Annotated in this window: 8 protein-coding genes; 2 read left to right on the forward strand and 6 right to left on the reverse strand. The window is 47.8% G+C overall.

The genetic code is table 11. From position 1 onward, the window contains the following. Positions 1–84: 84 nt before the first annotated feature. From BMX95_RS29435 to BMX95_RS29460, 6 genes are all read right to left on the reverse strand, one after another. Positions 85–2,742 (reverse strand): murein L,D-transpeptidase catalytic domain-containing protein, encoded by a 2,658-nt coding sequence (locus tag BMX95_RS29435; protein ID WP_081202873.1) that lies wholly within the window; start codon positions 2,740–2,742, stop codon positions 85–87. Positions 2,743–2,775: 33 nt separating this feature from the next. Beyond that, entirely contained in the window at positions 2,776–4,047 is a 1,272-nt protein-coding gene (locus BMX95_RS29440; RefSeq protein WP_081202872.1) for a hypothetical protein, read from the reverse strand. A 39-nt stretch (positions 4,048–4,086) separates the two neighbouring features. Further along, a complete protein-coding gene (locus BMX95_RS29445) occupies positions 4,087–4,464 on the reverse strand; it encodes a hypothetical protein (protein WP_081202871.1) in 378 nt (125 codons plus the stop codon). Between the two features lie 19 nt (positions 4,465–4,483). Next, positions 4,484–5,698, reverse strand: coding sequence for a hypothetical protein (locus tag BMX95_RS29450; RefSeq protein ID WP_177193729.1), 1,215 nt, complete (start codon positions 5,696–5,698; stop codon positions 4,484–4,486). A gap of 51 nt (positions 5,699–5,749) precedes the next feature. Next, on the reverse strand, positions 5,750–8,275 hold the full coding sequence (locus BMX95_RS29455) for a hypothetical protein (protein ID WP_081202869.1): 2,526 nt from the start codon (positions 8,273–8,275) through the stop codon (positions 5,750–5,752). Between the two features lie 72 nt (positions 8,276–8,347). Continuing rightward, positions 8,348–8,800 (reverse strand): helix-turn-helix transcriptional regulator, encoded by a 453-nt coding sequence (locus BMX95_RS29460; protein ID WP_081202868.1) that lies wholly within the window; start codon positions 8,798–8,800, stop codon positions 8,348–8,350. 588 nt (positions 8,801–9,388) lie between these two features. Between BMX95_RS29460 and BMX95_RS34715 the strand changes: the two genes are divergently transcribed. Next, the gene (locus BMX95_RS34715) at positions 9,389–13,486 is read left to right on the forward strand and encodes a DUF5977 domain-containing protein (RefSeq protein ID WP_081202867.1); all 4,098 of its coding nucleotides are present in this window, start codon (positions 9,389–9,391) and stop codon (positions 13,484–13,486) included. A gap of 34 nt (positions 13,487–13,520) precedes the next feature. Further along, the gene (locus BMX95_RS29475) at positions 13,521–18,095 is read left to right on the forward strand and encodes a DUF6443 domain-containing protein (protein WP_165759034.1); all 4,575 of its coding nucleotides are present in this window, start codon (positions 13,521–13,523) and stop codon (positions 18,093–18,095) included. Positions 18,096–18,216 lie beyond the last annotated feature (121 nt).

Genomic DNA, 18,216 nt, shown 5'->3' on the forward strand with positions numbered 1-18,216 from the left:
TATTCTTTCAAAACAGGAAAATATTAGAAGGCTTTACGATGTCAATCAGACTTGTGAAGCCTTCTGGTTTTTCTGTAGCTCAACTTACCAATTGGTCATCTGTACAATCCGTTGCTTTAGATGTTCTTTGGGAACCAGGTAATGATTGGCTGCTGTTGACCGTTTCATGTAAATATTGTTGACGCCATTTTTATTGGCCATGTTTTGGAGCAGTTTACAATGTGCCTGCGTGCTGCCGAGGTAATAAAGGATCAGTTTTTTTGAGGCGTTGCGTTTGGCCCATTGACACCATTTCGTTTCACCGCCGTATAAGGAATCAAACCCCCAGCATTCTGTAATGCGATTGCCAAACACCGGGTTGGCGGTGGTTACTATTTTTCGCATTTGACTGCCGCCCGCAGAATGGGCTGCTATGATGAGGTTGTTGATGTCGATCGTTTTGCTGCCAAAGCCGGGCATTATATAAGTGTTGATGGCTGCAAGTACCTGCTGCAGGTATTGATCGAGCCCGCCTGCCTTACCGCTAAGGGTGTTTGTATAAGCATTCGGACTGTTTCCCATTGAGGGCGCCACCAGAATACAGTTTTTGCCGGCCGAATTTACCTCTTCCCGCAAACGAAAATCGTATTTAGGTTTGGTCAGTGACCAGTATCGATCAATTTGAGCGGTAGCGCCGGGAAACTCTCCGGTCATACCATGCAGGTATAAAATTATTGTCACTGGCTGGGCAGCATTGAAATGCGCCGGCACATAAATACCTGTTTTAGTAAGCGGATAGTTGGCTTTACCAATATTAATGGTCACATAACAGGTAACGCCCGGAACGGAAGTGTCTTTTCCCAGCAAGGGAGGTGCAGTAACCTGGGGGATTTCACTTTCAGGAAATGAAAGATGTTCGAAGGATTCTTCTTCGAGTTCATTTAGTTCTTCCCACTCCTCTTCCGTTTCGTTTGCTGTTTCTTCGGATTCAGCCTCGTCGTAGTACTCATAAAAAGTTTGTTCATAATCCTCCGTCTCTTCTTCGCCATCAAAATATTCCGGACCATAAAATTGAAGCTCGTTTTCTTCGGTTTCGAAGCTGGTTACTGGTGCTTCCCGGTCAAAGGCTTCTTCTTCGCCGCTCCATTCATACTCCTGTTGCGTGGGAGTACCCGCAAAATAGCGGTAATACTGAAGAAACACATCGAGATAATGGGGCGTGTTTGACCGTTTGGTTTGGATCCAGCATTGAAGGACCGGCGATAACGTACCGGTTACTGTGCCCCAGGCGGACGGATCGGGTTGTTTGTACCAGGCTGCTGCGCCTTTTCCTTTCTTAAAGCGAAAGGCCGCTTTTTGTTTTTTAGCGGTGGCAATATCGCCGGGGGAAGCGCTTCGGGTGCAGTTGTCATAAAGATCATAGGCGCCGGTAAACAACAACGCCCGTTGATAGTATTCCGGTTTTAACCAGTTGCCGGGTTCACCGGCCTGAGAAGCATATTGCATGGCCTTGATAACAGTGACATGCCCGGCATTGTAACAGGCCAGCACCATTTGCGCATAGGCATCTTCGCTAAGGGCCGGGAAAGGGATGTGCAACAAGTCCAACCCTTTTTTTATATAGCCTTTAAAGTTCTGGTATTTTTTGATCCCTGTTTCCAGGCTGATTGCCGGTGTAAGTTGGTCAGGGGTGCGCTCTGCCTGCATCAGTCCTTTGTATCCCGATTTACCGGCTCCCGCATTGGCATTGCCGCCAGATTCCGCAGCAATGATACCCCGTACGATATTGGGATCGAGCCCTGACGCTTTACTTAACCGGTTGATAGGTTCATCATATTTTCTGATGTTGGCTACCACTTTGGGATCGACACCTTTTGCTTTTTTGACGGCCGACTGGGTTACACCACCAATTGCACTGGTCAATATTGTCTTCATGAATCCCGGTGTGTTGGCAGCCGTTGAACCACCGGCGAATGTGGAGTCTTTAAGATAGGCGGCATTGCGGAAGAAAATAAAAAAACAGCTGCCTCCTTTGATGGTATTGATAACCGGTTGTACCAGGTTGTTATCAATAGCCGGACAACCCCAGCTTCTGCCCGCGGCTTTATTGTCGTCCTCATTGACGTAAGAAGCGCCATGCACTACTATTTTCCTTCTTTTGGCATTGTTGTTAAATCCTGGTTCCATTCCTTCCAATTGAAGCGAAAGGCCGTGTTTGCCCTGATAGGTGCTCAGGGTGACATAAAATCCCAGGCTGCTTTGATTAGACCCGATATCATTTGAAAAGCGATTGGAAATGGCCCCATTGGAAGGATCAGATGAGTTTTTGCCATGCGCCACTTTACATTGCAGGATTAGTTTTTGTTGGGTGAGGTTGATGATGTACATCCTTTTTTGTGTGGCGGGCTGATTAAAATCAACGATGGTCAGTATATCGATATTCTTTAAAGCACCCCGGTTGTTTAACGCATTGTAACCATTGATAGCTATACGGAAAACATCTAATGGAAGTGCCCTCGCTGCCAGACCGAGATGGTTATAGAGATCGGGCACAGTCGCTGGCGTAATCTCTTCCTCCCACTCAGGCTGCCCCCTGTAATCTTCCTCTTCTGATTCTGGTTCTTCCCACTCCTCGGTTTCGAATTCCTCCCCCTGAAATGGAGAATATTCCTCAAACGCAGGTGCCGGCGTTGGCGTTGGTCTTGGTGTTGGTTCATCCCCACTCGTTTCAAAAACTTCAAGGCTCGCTGTATACTGGTTCATGGTCCTTACATTTATAATCAATAAAGAATGGTGTTAGTTCAATTGGGTGCGCGGTTTTACGGGTGCCGGTGCACCATTGGAACTTATCTTTACCGTGCCACGGATATTGGCTTCGGGATTTTTAATGCGGTGGCCGGTTGCTTTTTCCCAGTTATTGATCACCGTTAAAAAGTCATCCATGAATTTTCGCTGGGTCGCATTGAGCAATGTGGCAGGCCCCTGGAAACTGGTTAACATTTGCTGCACCCAGTTGGGGTCATCCAGCAAACCGTTTGCTTCCACCGCCAGGAGAATATTGGCAGCCGAGCCGGCCATGTCAAAAAGTGCCTGGCATTTGGAATGCGCCGGGATGCCTACCTTGGTGCCAATCTTCATCAGCCTTTCACCGACGGTGCTTGATTGGGCATTGAGATAATTTACAATGGGTGAGTTATACGATACAATGAAGCTGAACCAGCTGTTCATTAACACCGATGAATATTCTTCTTTGGAAAGATTGAGCCTGCCATAACTGGTAGCGGCCACACTCCCCCGCCGCGCAATTAAAATTTCCCGGATCTCCTGGGCCAGTTCCACCAAAATATTCACATCGGCGGTGTTGGCGCCGGAGGTGTTTTTTGCATTGATGAATCCCTGCCATATTTCTGACAAATAGCGTTCGAACAGCACGATAAACTGCTGGTTCGAAGCCCTGGCTTTAATATAGGGTTTAGAGGCATTTTGCGGGTCTATGTCGCCAAAAGCAAGGTCCATCCCAAACATGCGGAAGTAGGCATTCCTGCGGCTGTTATCGGAATTCGGACGCAGAATACTGCGCAGGTTCGTTTGCTTGGGGACGTCTGATTTAAAGAAAAGCCGTTCACTGTTCTGGATCCAGTTAAATGTGCTGAAATTGTCAGCGATGCCCAGCTCTTCATCATTGAGGTATTTATCGATGACCTTTTCAAAGATCTGGAGGATGCGGGTATTTTCAATAAGATACCCATAGATCATATGATAGTTGCTGGTATATAGAAAGCTGCTGTATTGAGGCGTACTCCCAGGTCCTGCATAGATGGCTTTCTCGTTTACATCGAACCAATGCCTGAGAATACCTTTTTCAATAAACTGCGGGTCATCCACTATGCAGTAACCCAGTTTATTTCCCAGTGTATAATTATAAACCGGTACCAGTGGTGTAGCGGGGTTGGAAATCACCGGCAATGGAAAGGTGGCTGGATTGGCTATATAATCGCTTTCTATAGGCCGGCTACCCGTGAGCTGGCGAAAAAAACTGGCGAACATTATATTGTCAAGGATATCCATAATGAATATTTTAGTAGTGAGTGGTTGATGTATACAGCGTTAAGGCTTTTTGGCCGGATCGGGGGCCGAATAAATTTTCCCTTCTTTGATGGGTGTCTTTTTTATTTCCAGCTCATTGGTCTGGTCTACCAGCTCTTTCGATTCGGGGCGAATATTGACGCCGCCGCCGCCGGAAATGATATCGAATCCCTTTTGCAATTGAGAGCTGTCCTGTTTATACGAGGAATTGTCGATAAATGAAAGTTCCTGATCAATTTTCAGGATGGAAGCAGCAAGGGTATTGATGCGGCCAAACATATCGTTCACCGGTGTTTTGGGCGGTTGATTTTTGATCAGGTCTTCTATTTGATCAATTTGCTGCTGAAGCTTTTCTTTATCTTTCTTTAATTGCTCACGTTTTGTTGAATTAGGTGTCATATTGCAGGTGTTAAATAGTTTAATTCAATTCAATGGAAAATCCCAGTTGTTGCATCCAGTCCTGTTGTTGCCGGTAAAGGGCTTCTATATCGCCTTTAACCGCGCCGATCTTATACCCGTTAATGGCCAGTAACCGGATGCATTCTTTCCAGATCCAGGCATGGCTGGTAAACAGGGCCGGACCGGCCACATATTCCAATCGCTCAAGCGCCTGAGGGCTTACTCTTGCCGGTGGTATCAGTTGTGATAATGACTGGCCATTGAAGGCATTGTACCCCGACTTTAAAAGAACCGTTACCACATCAGGCAAGGCAGGTACACACATTTTTATCAACCCTGCAGAAGGGAAATTAACCAGGTTGAGGTCGTAATCGTTTTTGAATGCGGCTTCCAAATCGTCCCAGGGGCCCCGCCCATAAAACTGCCGGCACATTTCTACGTTCATCAGTACGCGTAAGTAGGCTATAGGATGCGGGTCATGCGCACGAAAGGCAAAGACTGCTTCAGGGGTGCCGCTTACCACATCGTTTAAAGAGGCCACGGCTGCAAAGCCCGTATGCACGAAGGCAAAGGCATCGGCTGCAATTTCACTGGCCCAGGCGGAAAAGGCCAATCCAACGGCTGCAGGGTGTGTGGTCAGTTGTGTGCGAAACGCGTTGGCCAGTTCCCTGTTCCAATCCAGCAGGTCTGCAATCTGGTGACCGGTTTCATGAATGATAGCGGTTGGCCGAAACAGGTTGTGCTGGGTTATTTTAATGGCTGCAACCGGGCTCAGTCGTCCATCCCAAAGCCGCAAGCCTGCTTTTAGAATAGATGCGCCCACTCCCTTATCGACATACGTCAGTACGTCGGGAATTTCTTTGCCCAACGGCTGCAACAGTTCCTGCATACTTTTTTGACAAATAATATCGCAGGCGCGTAACAAAGCAGCGATGGTGGGCGTAGTACGGGAGTTGATGGCGATGGTATAAAAATGGATCGTTTCTTCGGTTTTAAGATACCGTTCCCGCAGTTGTAACAATCCTCTTTTTACCGCTCTCAATACTTCGGGTTCTGCAGATTGCTCCAGTTGTCTTTTCAGCACCGTGCCCAACTGTACTACTTCATTACTGCTGTGCTGTAAGGCAGTCCTGATCTTGTTGGCCAGGTTACGGTCGATGCCATGCCAGGCATTGCCCGAAGCCAGGTGATCGATGGTAGCCATGCGCCGGGCAGCCTGGAGCCAATGCTGCACCTGGCGAGTTAAGGATTTGTGTATGGGATTGGTAGTGGTAAGCATATGCGATCAATCAAAATTTTTACCCGCTTTTACCTGCACTTCGGGACTTGGGATAGATGGCAGGGTAAGATCGAGCAGGTTGCCCACAGAGAAGGTGCCACGTAGGGCATTGATCACGGCAGCGATCTTTGACATGCCTGGTACATTTACATAAATGATCTTTACGGTTACCCCATCAGCTTGTTCGGCCTGCGCCTGTTTGAATTCAACTGCCCTTGCTTTAAAATAATTGACTACTCCCTGGTAAGCGGCCTCTGCAATTTTTTCAATCAGTGCCCCTACGATCTTGCCCATGGCTTCTTTACCTGCAGCTGCCAGGAATTGTTCCTGTTTGTCCTGGATATTTTCAAGATAGAGTTCGGGTATGGCTTCATGAATGATCTTTACCTTGGTGCCCACATTATTCAACAGAATGCCATTCAACACATTTCGAACAGAATACCGGATGCTGTATGCTGCACCGAAATAATCACTCTTGTTTAATTTTTCGACTACCGTTTTGGCTTCTTCTTCACTGAAGAAATAATTGAGCCGGATCTCGGCTTTGGGGAAATTGATCACGCCCTGAATATCGCTGCTAAGTGCAGGCTTATCGCCCGGTTTTTCGAGGGGCATCAGCGGTCTTGGCTTGTCTTTTCCCGGGTCTTTGGCGGCCGGTTTTGGCGCTGGCGGCGCCACCCGTAAACGGGCGCCATTTATTTCGAGGTAATAAAAACGTTGCCCTACGCCGATCTTATTACGGTTCACCGTAAACGCGGCAGGTGTTTCAGAACCCAGGCAGGGTTCTTTGATGAGGATGGCGGCGGTACAAATGGTGAGGGGATGCAATTGTACATAACCATAATTGACTGAAAGACCAGTCACCTTTTTTTCATGGTTGCTGATGTGGCTCAACTGTGTGCCGGGAATGGATTCGTACAAGTGAACCCGGGCCTGAATGGGTTTGGTAACATCCAGCCCTAAACTATCACGCAGGAAATTGGCGAGCGGTACTCCGCCAAAAGTTTTTATTACCCGGGCCATTTTAGGCTCAATAGTAGTGGTAAAAACCTGGGTGTATTTTTTATACAGCTTTTTAGGCCCTTTGCGTGGTTTAAGGATCCAGATGCCTTGCACCCCCGAAGGCAATAAATGTTTTTTGATATACTGGGCGGGGAAGTTATTGGCGGCAGCGGTTTCAAACGCTTCCAGGGTTGCTGCTGCCAGGGCTTGTTCGTTGCTGAAAAGTTCTTCATTTAACGAGCCCATATTCTGGATAGTTTCCTGCAGGGTATTTGCAATGGCTTCATAACCTACATCGGGCCGCCCGGTTTCGTAGGTCTCAAAACCAATGGCGGTCATGCCGATATCTATAATGTTGGCAGCAAGCGGTTGCACCACCTCGCGGGGGACGTATTTCTGAACCAGTTTGGCCAGCAGTCCGGCCAGGAAATTGATGACCTTTTGCCGGCCAATGATGGAGATGGCCGTTTTTATAATGGGACGCAGGGCCATGATGGCCACCGGTATAAATCGTTCAATGGCTGGTGTGGCGTTCTCTCCTTCCCTTAGATTTTTGAGGTCGTCGACCAATTGCTGGCGGGCCGCTTCCAGCGAAGGTGTGTTCGATTCATAAGACTCACGGCTAAGATCATTTGAACTGTGTTCATAATCTGATGCCAGCTGTTCGGCTTCGCCTTCATCGTGCGCAAACGCCAGTTGGGCAATATAATTATCAAATTCGGTTTGAATGCTTTCCAGTTCTCCACCCGTAGTGGCTTCATCATAATTTTCCGGATTCTCACTCTCCAGATTCAAAAATCTTTTGGCCAGATTTTGCGCATGTGGCTGCAATTGTTTCGGCAGTTTACCTATGGCAAATTGCAACACCCGTTGCAGTAAGGGACGGATCATGCCCTTTAGTTTATCCAGTACCAGGTTGATGGGAAGCAGTTTTCCCACCACACTGATCCCTTTTTTTGCCAGATCCACTCCTTTTTTAACGACTGATTTTACTTTATTAAAAACAGATTTGAAGAAGTCTTCCTGTGCCGGCGTATAACCAGCAGGTGATTCCAGCTGGCTGAAAAACTGTTCCAGTTCGGCTTCGGAATGCCCGGCCAGGTTATTGCCTGAAAAGTATTGACTTACCCGGTCAAGTGCCCGTTCTGTTTCACCGATCAGCGGTTCGAAATATTGTTGCGCCTCCTGGTTTACAAAGGGCACATATTGGACACCCATGGCCGTTTCATCGGAGATCTTGCTGCTGAAATGTGCTTCCAGTTCGGCAGCCAGCTGATAGAGATTGTTATTGAACTCCTGGCTGTTTAACTCACCGGTCAATTGTACAAAGTCGCCTGCCAGGGCGTGCTTTTGGGCGGTTGATTCCGGCTCAAAACCCTGTCTGAAAGGACTTTCCATTTCTGTATAGAACTGTTCACCGGAAAATTGCAGTGGTTGATGTTCCGCTTCTCTTTTTATAGTTACATCGGCAAATGGCGTTTCAAATTCGGACAGTTCGAACGACTGACCGTTAGACTCATAGTAATTCATACTCTGCAGTATTATTTAAAATAAATGTACAGATCATGAACCCCTGGTTTCAATCCCCCGAAAGGGGGAATCTCAGGGCTTGTCGAAAAATGTCTGGTGATAATGATTAATTAAGGCGGCTGTGTTGTTGGTACCTGTTTTTTGAAGAATGTTTTTGCGGTGGGATTTTACCGTTTCATAACTCACGAATAATTTATCGGCAATTTCCTGGTTTGTATAACCCTGCATGATCAATCCCAGGACTTCAATTTCCCGGAGTGATAAATTTTCCTGCAGGGCGAATTGTTGTTTATTGATCTTTTTAGCGATCTGAAGGCGGGCGTTGTCTGCATCGGTTACCTCTATATTTACCTCGATGCTGATGTTAGCAGCGGCTATTGTTTTAAAGATGTACAACATTTCCTGCATACGGGCGATGAGCTGCTTTTCAGCATCTGTGTTCCAACTGTCGGCATGGAAAAATTCTATTTTTTCACATGCCGGTGCTGTTGGTGAATTCACCAGTATACTCAGGTTTGCAGACATTTTTTAATATCGCATAGGTTACTTTGTATTTTAGTAAAGCTATCATAACAGCAAACTACTAACAATCACCATATGAGGTGAGTGCTTGTTAATACTGAATCAGGCGAGGAGTTACAGATCAGACTTTTTTGTAAGGGATGCGGGGGAATCTATCAGAATGGGTGTAGGTTGATTTAAGTAGCGCAGCACGGTATTGTAATACATTCGAACTATAATTATCGATATTACTAACATTTGGAAAGATAAAAAAGGGTGTTTTCACCCATATCGTTGAATGCTAAATATACAGGATGCAGAAAACCACAAAGCTGCAAGTAATTTTGCCCGATTTTTAAAAAAGAAAGATTTATGGACGATGCACTGCATAGTTGGATAAACTATCCGGCTATCATTCAAAACAGAACGAGTATTAGCTTTTTAAACATGCCTGCCATTTTATATTTCTTATAGCTGCCGTTATTGTACTGCTCATTGGCATCGTCATCACTTATTGGTCCCACATCATATTACAAACCAGCTTCGTAGATTTATTATCACATCGTGCCCAAGTCCTTTACGGACTTACTCCTGACCATTAAACCTTTTTTTATGAGTTATTCTCATTCCCGCAAGGGCAATGTCTGTCCGCTCCTGTCAAAAATGCTTTTACTGCTATGGTTGCTACCTGCACATTATGGGCTATTGGCCCAATCGTCATTTACCAATGCACTGGCATTCCCTTCCGCCAATAATAGTTTTTCAGGAAAAACTGCCACCACCCAGGCAGATGCCAATGTGGATGTTGACCTCTATACCGGAACAGCGCAGGTGCATATCGGGATATGTAACCTGGCTTCGAAAGAACTGACGATTCCAGTTTCGTTGAATTATACCGGTGGCCGGGGCATTAAACTACAGGAATACGCCGGCTGCGCCGGAATTGGATGGCAGCTTGATGCAGGCGGTAATATTTCCAGGGTGGTCAGGGGGTTTCCTGATGAACAATTCAATGGATACATTGGCGGAGGCTGGGGTAACAAGCTGGCTGCCTGGGCCGGCTGGAGCACCGGGGACCTGGGAAGCATGAGCACAGACGACGCCTTTGCCCTGACCGGTATAAACACCAGCACCAATGCTCCGACCGCAGATGGCGAGCCGGATCTGTTCTATGTAAAAACACCCTTTTTTGCTTTCCAGTTTGTGCTGGATGGCAATGGACAGCCGGTTGTTTCCAATAGTAACGGGATTAATATCAGTTATAATAGCTCAGCCAATAGTTTCATTGTAACAGATGACCAGGGAAACCGGTATTATTTCGGAAGCAGTTCCGCCTCTGTTGAATCTACCGGCACCACGCTTTACGGAACAGCACGCAGTTTCATCTCCACCTGGTACCTGGACAAAATTGTTACCTGGAATGCAAAAGACCTGGTAACATTTACTTACATGACTTATTCGGGCAGCGATGTCTCCTATCGCAACGACACACTTTATCATTACCAGTTTACGGAATCTGTTAACAGTATTCTGCAGACTACCATGGATTCAACGCCTCAGGTAAGTGTTGTTTATAATCCAAAATATATTTCCTCCATCACTTCAGCCCTGGGTAAAATCGAATTCAGTTATGCCTATGACAGGCAGGATGATAAACATGCCGCCAGGCTGACAGGCATTACAGCAAAAGAATATGACCCGCAATTGTCTTCCACCATCAGCAAGATAATACAGACCTACACTTTCAATACCGGCTATTTTGGCAGCCCTTCGGCCGATGCCAATATACTCCGGCTAAGGCTTGATGATATTACGGTTGCCGGAAATACCACGGCAACGGCTACGCCCGTTACAATGGCGGCCTTTATGTACAACCAGGCCAACATACTGCCCTCCCGGAAATCGGGCGCCTTTGACTACTGGGGGTATTGTTCGGCCACCTCCACATCGGTCTATTATTCCAATCCATCGGATTACTGGACCAACGTTAACCGGATACGCGAACCCAACCTGGTGATGGCCGCAACAGATGTACTCACCTCGGTATCAGACCTAAAAGGCAGCACCTGGAAGCTTACCTATGAACTGAATGATTACAGGGGCGCGGGCACGCGCAAAATAGGCGGCCTACGGGTCAGCAAAATTTCCCGAACGGTATCCGGCGGCGATACGCTCAACACTATTTATTCTTATACAGATAACAGCGGGAGCTCTACCGGTCAGATTTTTGGTACTTATTACGATCAGCTTGGTTTTTATTTCAGCAACGCCTCTATCTTTTTTTCAGAATCGCCTTATGTTACCAGCGACCTGAACGGAAACTTCGTGGGCTACTCATCGGTCAAAGTAAGTCAGCCAAACGGTGGTGGATATACTATATCTTCGTTTTCCAATTTTAACGATCCCAATCTGTCTGATGTGGTGAACCAGCAGATGGCCGGTGCAACCAATGTTTTTTCTTTTATTTCCACCGCAAGCCTCTCTTATAAACGGGGATTGCTGAACAACCAGACCATGTATACTGCGTCTGGTGATACCGTTACCCAAATAATCAATACGTATGCTTCCATCACCCCTTCCGCTCAAAAGGCCCGGGGTTACCGGATGTTAAGGATAGGCGCTTTTGTCAATAACTTTGGCGGTTGGCAAACCGGTTTTGGCATTTACTATACCAATGCAGAGGATTACCGGCTTACCCAAACGATTAAAAAAGAATATGATCAGAAAACCAGGTCTAAGTTTGTGCAAACCACATCAGCCTATACTTATTCCCCTGCCAATAACCGGCTAATCCAATCCGTTACTACCACAGACTCAAAAGGGCTTTCTTATATACGAACAATGTATCACGCCGATGACATTTCCATTCCCATGGTTACCACCGGCTCGGCCGAGCAACAGGCCATCAGTGCCCTGTCGGCCGCCAATCGTAAAAATGTGCCGGTACACCTGATAGAAAACAGGAACGGCGTGCTACACCAGCTGCACCATGTTTACAGTGCAACAACCTATGGAACGGAAGCCAGGGTATACCTGGCCAATACCGATCAATATACCGGCACTACGCTCACCCGGCAGCAATTTTTCAAGTATGATCCATCTACTTCCAACCTCGTCTCGTCGCGGATGGCGGGTGGTAAAACCACGGCTTACCTGTATGGGTACAATGCCTCTTTGCCGGTTGCCACTGCGGTCAATGCTGAAAATATATATGTTGCCTCAACGAGCGTTGGTTCACAGTCAGGTTTTATCCTGGGTTCCGTTACGACTGGAAGTTTTACCGCCACGGCTGCCGGAAATATTGTACTGACCGCTGCCGGTAGTCCGCAAAATACATACACCCTCAGTTACACTTTGTCGGGAGCCGCCTCACGCACCGGATTTTTATGCGCCACCCGTACCTCCGCCGCCTGTTCTTTCCCGGAATCCGTGACTTTAACCAATATGCCTGCCGGCAACTACACCATTTCTTATTTTATCAGCGATGGTAACCCTGCTGAGCGGGGCATTAACTATACCTATCCCGTGCTGAATGGCGTTACCACGGTCACCAAAGGCTTTTTTTACGAAGGGTTTGAAGATTCGCCCGCGCCGCTTACCGGCAGTGCGCATACGGGGAATGGTTATTACAGGAGCAATCCCAATAGCTACGTTGTTAATTTTCCCCTGCCCGATAGTCGTAACTATATTCTCCAGTATTGGAATTGGGCAAACGGGAAATGGGTGATGAACCAACAGGCGTATACCGGATCGGCCACCCTGCCGGGAATAATAGACGATGTGCGGATCTTTCCTGCCGATGGTCTGCTGACAACCAATACCTACAATTGCCTTACCGGAATGACAGGCGAAACTGACCCATCCGGGTTATCAAAAACCTATGAGTATGATGGTTTTGGGCGGCTGAATATTACCAGGGACCAGGATAAAAACATTGTTTCAAAATTATGCTATTCCTACGCCGGTCAACCTGTCAGTTGCCCTGTGGGCGCCTCTTATGCCAATACCCTGCAAAGCAGCACGTACACGCGCAATAACTGTGGCACCGGCTATATGGCCGGCACGGCAACTTATACTGTTGGCGCAGGAACGTACACTTCTTCCATCAGCCAGGCAGACGCCAACCAGCAGGCCCAAAATGATATTGCAACCAACGGGCAAGCCTATGCCAATACCAACGGAACCTGCACATTAATTTATTATAATGTGGCGCAGAGCAGGAATTTTACCCGCAACAATTGCCTGCCAGGTTATGCCGGAGGTACCATTGCCTATACAATAGCCGCCGGCCAATATAATTCCCTTGTCAGCCAGGCAGATGCCGATCAGAAAGCCACCAACGATATCAATGCCAATGGTCAGAACTATGCCAATACCAATGCCGCCTGCAACACAACACAGGTAAGAAAATTTGGTGATTTGAATATGAGTGTTTCCAACTCTGTGACCTTCACCACCACGATTGTAGGAAATATTGTGTTGACCATTGATGCAAGTCCGCCATCAACCTATGCGATTAGCTATTCGCTGTCGGGCCCCACGTCAAAAAGCGGCAACTTATGTGCCGCCAGATCTACGACGCCCTGCAGCTTCCCCGAAAGCGTAACCATTACCAATGCGCCTGCGGGTACCTATACCCTTACCGCCAATATGTTCAGCGGAAGCCCAACTTTTAAAGGCATCAACTATACTTATTATGGAGCGCCCTGATAAAATCAATTGTACATCCCCAAAAAATAATTATATGTTTTGGAGACTTTGTATCAGCAGTTTATTGACAGGCAGCCTGCTCTTCGTGAGCGGAACGACAACTGCACAACTACCACCCCCTGCGCCTTATAGCAGTACGATGAAAAGTAATGTCGTCCGGAAATGGATACCCGGCAAACCAATAAGCAGCGAAACCGATCTGCTCTCAGGCAGTCAAACGCCCCGGGAAGTAATACAAACGACAGAATACTTTGATGGCTTTGGCAGACCACTACAGTCAGTCGTTAAACAAACAAGTCCTTCAGGCAATGATATGGTGACGGCCTCTGTGTATGATACCTTTGGAAGGGAACAGGTACGATACCTGCCCTTTGTATCCAATGCAGCCACCAGCGGTGATATTACCAATGATGGCAATTTTAAGACCGATCCATTTCAGCAACAGGTGGCCTTTTACAACAACCAGCTAAATGGCCAGCCGGGAGAAACCAATACGGGTCCTGCCCACCTGAACTGGGCTTACAGCCGGAACACGTATGAAGCCTCCCCGCTTAACAGGGTACTCAGCACTTTTTCACCCGGTCTCAATTGGGCAGGCAGTCAATCGACCACCTCTGAGCATGCGGTACAGCAATGGTCGCTGACCAACACTACCACCGATAACGTCCGCATCTGGGATATCGCGGCTGCCCCCGGAAGCCTGCCTGTTAGCACGGGTGCTTATACACAAGGCCGTTTGTATAAATCAATCGCAACCGATGAACAGGGACACCAGCGTATTGACTATAAAGACATGTACGGCCAGGTGATTTTACAGAAGATACAAAATACAGCCGCTGCCGACAGCGGAACAACGGGCAGCCCGCATGCCGGCTGGCTTTGCACTTATTATGTGTATGATGACTATGGCAACCTGCGCTTTATTATACCGCCGGCCGTGGTGCAGCAAATTGACGGAACATGGGGGATTACGCAAACCCTTGCCGACGAATTTTGTTATCGCTGTGAATATGATCTCCTGAACCGGCCCATCATTCAAAAAGCACCCGGTACGGCTGCCGGCAGCCAGGGCGAAGTATGGATGGTATACGATGTCCGCAACAGGCTGGTGATGGTGGAAGACGGCAATATGCGGGCAAATGCACAATGGCTGTGTACCCTCTATGACGCACTGGACAGACCAGTGACGACAGGAACCATTTCCTACACCGGTACCCTCACCCAGTTACAGCAATTCGTAACAGCCCAGGGCATCAACAGTCCTTTGCCCGCAGGCTCCAGCCTCACCACTTTAACCAATACTTTCTATGACAATTATAACTGGGTGCCGGGCACTACCCTTTCCGGTTCGCTTGACCAGACCTATACCGGCAACAACAATTATTTTATTACCAGCTATAACAGCACACCTGCTTATGCTACTCCCCTTACACAAAGCAACCTGCGCCACGGACTGGTAACGGGACGTATGACAGCCGTGTTGAGTGCCTCTGCCCCAAAACTCTACACCGCAAATATTTATGATGACCATGAAAGAATTATACAATCCCAAAGCAATAATATCACCGGGGGAAAAGACATTGCCACCAGTCAGTATGGCTGGAACGGCAAACTACTGAGAACCCTGGTAGTGCATAATAAAAATGGCGCCAATGCCCAAACGCACCTGGTGGCCAGTGCAATGGTCTATGATGCCGCGGGCAGACTACTATCCGTTACGAAAACGGTGAACAGTACAATTAACGGGGTAACGGTGAATGCAGCCCCGGTAACCCTTCTTACCAACCAATACGATGAACTGGGCCAGTTAAAACAAAAGACACTGGGCGCGGGTATGGAGACCCTCTCTTATGAATACAATGCCAGGAGCTGGTTACTGGGCATCAACAGGTCCTTTGCCAAATCGGCTTCCTCCGGCACCAATTATTTTGGATTTGATCTCGGGTACGATAAAACGGCCATTATGAGCAGTGATGGACAAACCATCGGCAATTATACGCTGGCTTCTTATAATGGAAACGTGGCCGGAACGGTATGGAAAAGCAAAGGGGATAACCAGCTGAGAAAATATGACTACAGCTATGATAAAGTCGACAGGCTGACCGCTGCCGATTTTAACCAGCAGGCCGGGGCCCAGTTCAACAAATCCGCGGGTATAGATTTTGGCGTAAGCGGCATGTCTTATGATGCCAACGGGAACATCAGCGCCATGAGCCAGAAAGGCTGGCTGCCGGGCGGCTCCCGGCAAACGGACAGTCTCGCATATACTTACCTGAATAACAATAACAGCAACCGGCTGATGCATGTTATTGATAACAGCGCTTATAATACCAATACGCCACAGACTATACTGGGCGATTTCCATTATACGGGTTCCAAAACTGCCACCAGCGTGGATTATGGCTATGATGCCAACGGGAATGTGACCAGCGATGTGAACCGTGCCATCCCTGCGATTGCTTACAATTACCTCGACCTGCCCAAACAGGTGAGCGTTACTAATAAAGGTACGATCCAATACATCTATGATGCCGCGGGAAATAAGCTGCAGAAAATCACTACGGAAGACAGTGCGGCTGTTGTATTCAATGGCGTCAGCAATAATACCGGCATCACCACTACCACTACCTATATAGGCGGTTTTGTATACAAAAGCCTTTCTTATACCAATACGGCACTGGCATCCCTGCAATATACCGATCGCCTGCAGTTTATCAGGCATGAGGAAGGGAGAATACGTTTTCTTCCGGTATCAGCCAGTGGTAACCCGGCCTTTGTATTTGATTATTTTATCCGCGACCAGGTGAACAACGTGCGTATGGTATTGACCGATGAGGTGCAGCAGGATATTTATCCGGCGGTTACCTTGGAATCCGCCACCATCATCGGCCAGGAGCAGAACTATTATAACATCACTAACGATGCCGCCCATGTTATTCCGGTTTCATCCCTTGCCTGGTGGCCTGCTGCGGGCAATTATGACGACAACAACGGTATATCCAATCCCGGCAATCCAAACCCCAATGCCACCAGCACACAGGTATACAAACTGAACGGGCAAACCGGTGATAAATTCGGATTGGGCATAACCCTTAAAGTCATGGCCGGCGACAAAATATCCATTTTGGGCAAAAGCATCTGGCACAATACCGGTACAACGCCGGCATCCTTCCCGATAGCTTCGGTGCTCAGCAGCCTGGTAAATGCCTTTGCCGGAACATCTGCTGTTTTTGCCGGCAGCCACGGAGCAGCCACGGGCAGCGTGCTGAACAACACCGCTGCCACTACCGTACCGCTGACCAGCCTGCTGAATGGCACTCCCGGTCCAACCAATCCCACCGTATCGCCCAAAGCAGCCATCAACTGGATTTTGTTCAACGACCAGTTTGTGCCGGTTAGTATGGGCACCGACCTGGTGAGCAGTACCGGTGATATGGTTAAATCGCATAGCCAGTTGAACCTTCCCATGATCGCTAACGGCTACCTGTACGTTTATTGCAGCAACGAAAGTAATATTGATGTATATTTTGATAACCTGCAGGTAGTAGACCAGCGCGGTCCCCTGGTGGAAGAAACCCATTATTATCCGGTGGGCCTGACCATGGCCGGTATCAGCGATCGTGCATGGAATAAAGGGGCGAATTTCAATCACTACCAGGGCATGGAAATGCAAAACCAGGAGTTTAATGATGGAACGGGTCTGGAAGAATATGATTTCGGTGCAAGATATTATGATCAGCAGATTGGAAGATGGCATACACAGGATCCCGCAGCGCAATTTGCCAGCCCCTACATGGCCATGGGCAACAACTGGCTGAAAGGAAGAGACCCCAACGGAAGATATTATGTCTGGGATGATGTAGCTGTAGCCGCCGTAGGTTTTGTAATAGGTTATGTGAGTTATGGCCTTGAGAAAGGGGACTGGGGCGGCAAAGCATTTTTAAGCGGAGCTGCAGGCGCAGTCATTGCTGAGGGGGCCTACCTGACAATGGGTGGCGGCCTGGCAGGAGCACGAGTAGCAACACAAGCAGGAGCAGCCGCCGAAAGAGAGGCAGCGAAGACCTTTATTCGGTCCTACGCTTTAGCGGACATACCAGCTCTATACGAACACAAGGAACAGATTCATGATGCCAGCGACTGGGGCGCGTTCGGGCTTATAGCCGGGTATTCGTTTTTAGCTTCCCTGGATGTGGGATTTTCATCAGAATATATGTCAGGGGAAGTAGATAAACTTTTTGGTACAGGAGGGAAAGTGGGATTCTTTTCTTCGACAAAAGGAGCATTGTCTGAAGGTATCGGCAGCGTTTTAAAGGATGGAGGAACCCAGGTACTGGAAAAATACAATCCTCATACCAATACCTGGGATTGGGACGGAAAAGGATTCAATATTCTGGGAAGAAGTGTGCTGGCAGGCGGATTAAGTACCTACCTGGGTAAAGCCACTGAACTCAGTTTACAACAGTCGCCCGCTTTTAACAAAGTCAGTTACAATACGGGAGCGATACCGGGATGGGTACCCGGAGATCCTTGTGAATATGGGTCGAAGGGTATGGGCAAACTGATAAAATACGGCAACACCAAATTATGGGAATGGTGGATTCCTGAATAACAGGAATTCCGCTATGCCCGTTTTCCTCGATGGATCCTCGGTGGGTTTTCAATTGCTTTTCCAATCCCGAAAGCGCAAAGAGCACCCAAAGAGGATTCAATGCGGTGCTACCGCTTTTACA

The organism is Niastella yeongjuensis, from assembly GCF_900110245.1.
Classification (GTDB): domain Bacteria; phylum Bacteroidota; class Bacteroidia; order Chitinophagales; family Chitinophagaceae; genus Niastella; species Niastella yeongjuensis.

What these genes read in the sequence shown, in the direction of transcription:
- BMX95_RS29435 (WP_081202873.1), bottom strand. Translation starts at nt 2,742, where the DNA reads ATGAACCAGTATACAGCGAGCCTTGAAGTTTTTGAAACGAGTGGGGAT.
- BMX95_RS29440 (WP_081202872.1), bottom strand. Translation starts at nt 4,047, where the DNA reads ATGGATATCCTTGACAATATAATGTTCGCCAGTTTTTTTCGCCAGCTC.
- BMX95_RS29445 (WP_081202871.1), bottom strand. Translation starts at nt 4,464, where the DNA reads ATGACACCTAATTCAACAAAACGTGAGCAATTAAAGAAAGATAAAGAA.
- BMX95_RS29455 (WP_081202869.1), bottom strand. Translation starts at nt 8,275, where the DNA reads ATGAATTACTATGAGTCTAACGGTCAGTCGTTCGAACTGTCCGAATTT.
- BMX95_RS29460 (WP_081202868.1), bottom strand. Translation starts at nt 8,800, where the DNA reads ATGTCTGCAAACCTGAGTATACTGGTGAATTCACCAACAGCACCGGCA.
- BMX95_RS34715 (WP_081202867.1), top strand. Translation starts at nt 9,389, where the DNA reads ATGAGTTATTCTCATTCCCGCAAGGGCAATGTCTGTCCGCTCCTGTCA.
- BMX95_RS29475 (WP_165759034.1), top strand. Translation starts at nt 13,521, where the DNA reads ATGTTTTGGAGACTTTGTATCAGCAGTTTATTGACAGGCAGCCTGCTC.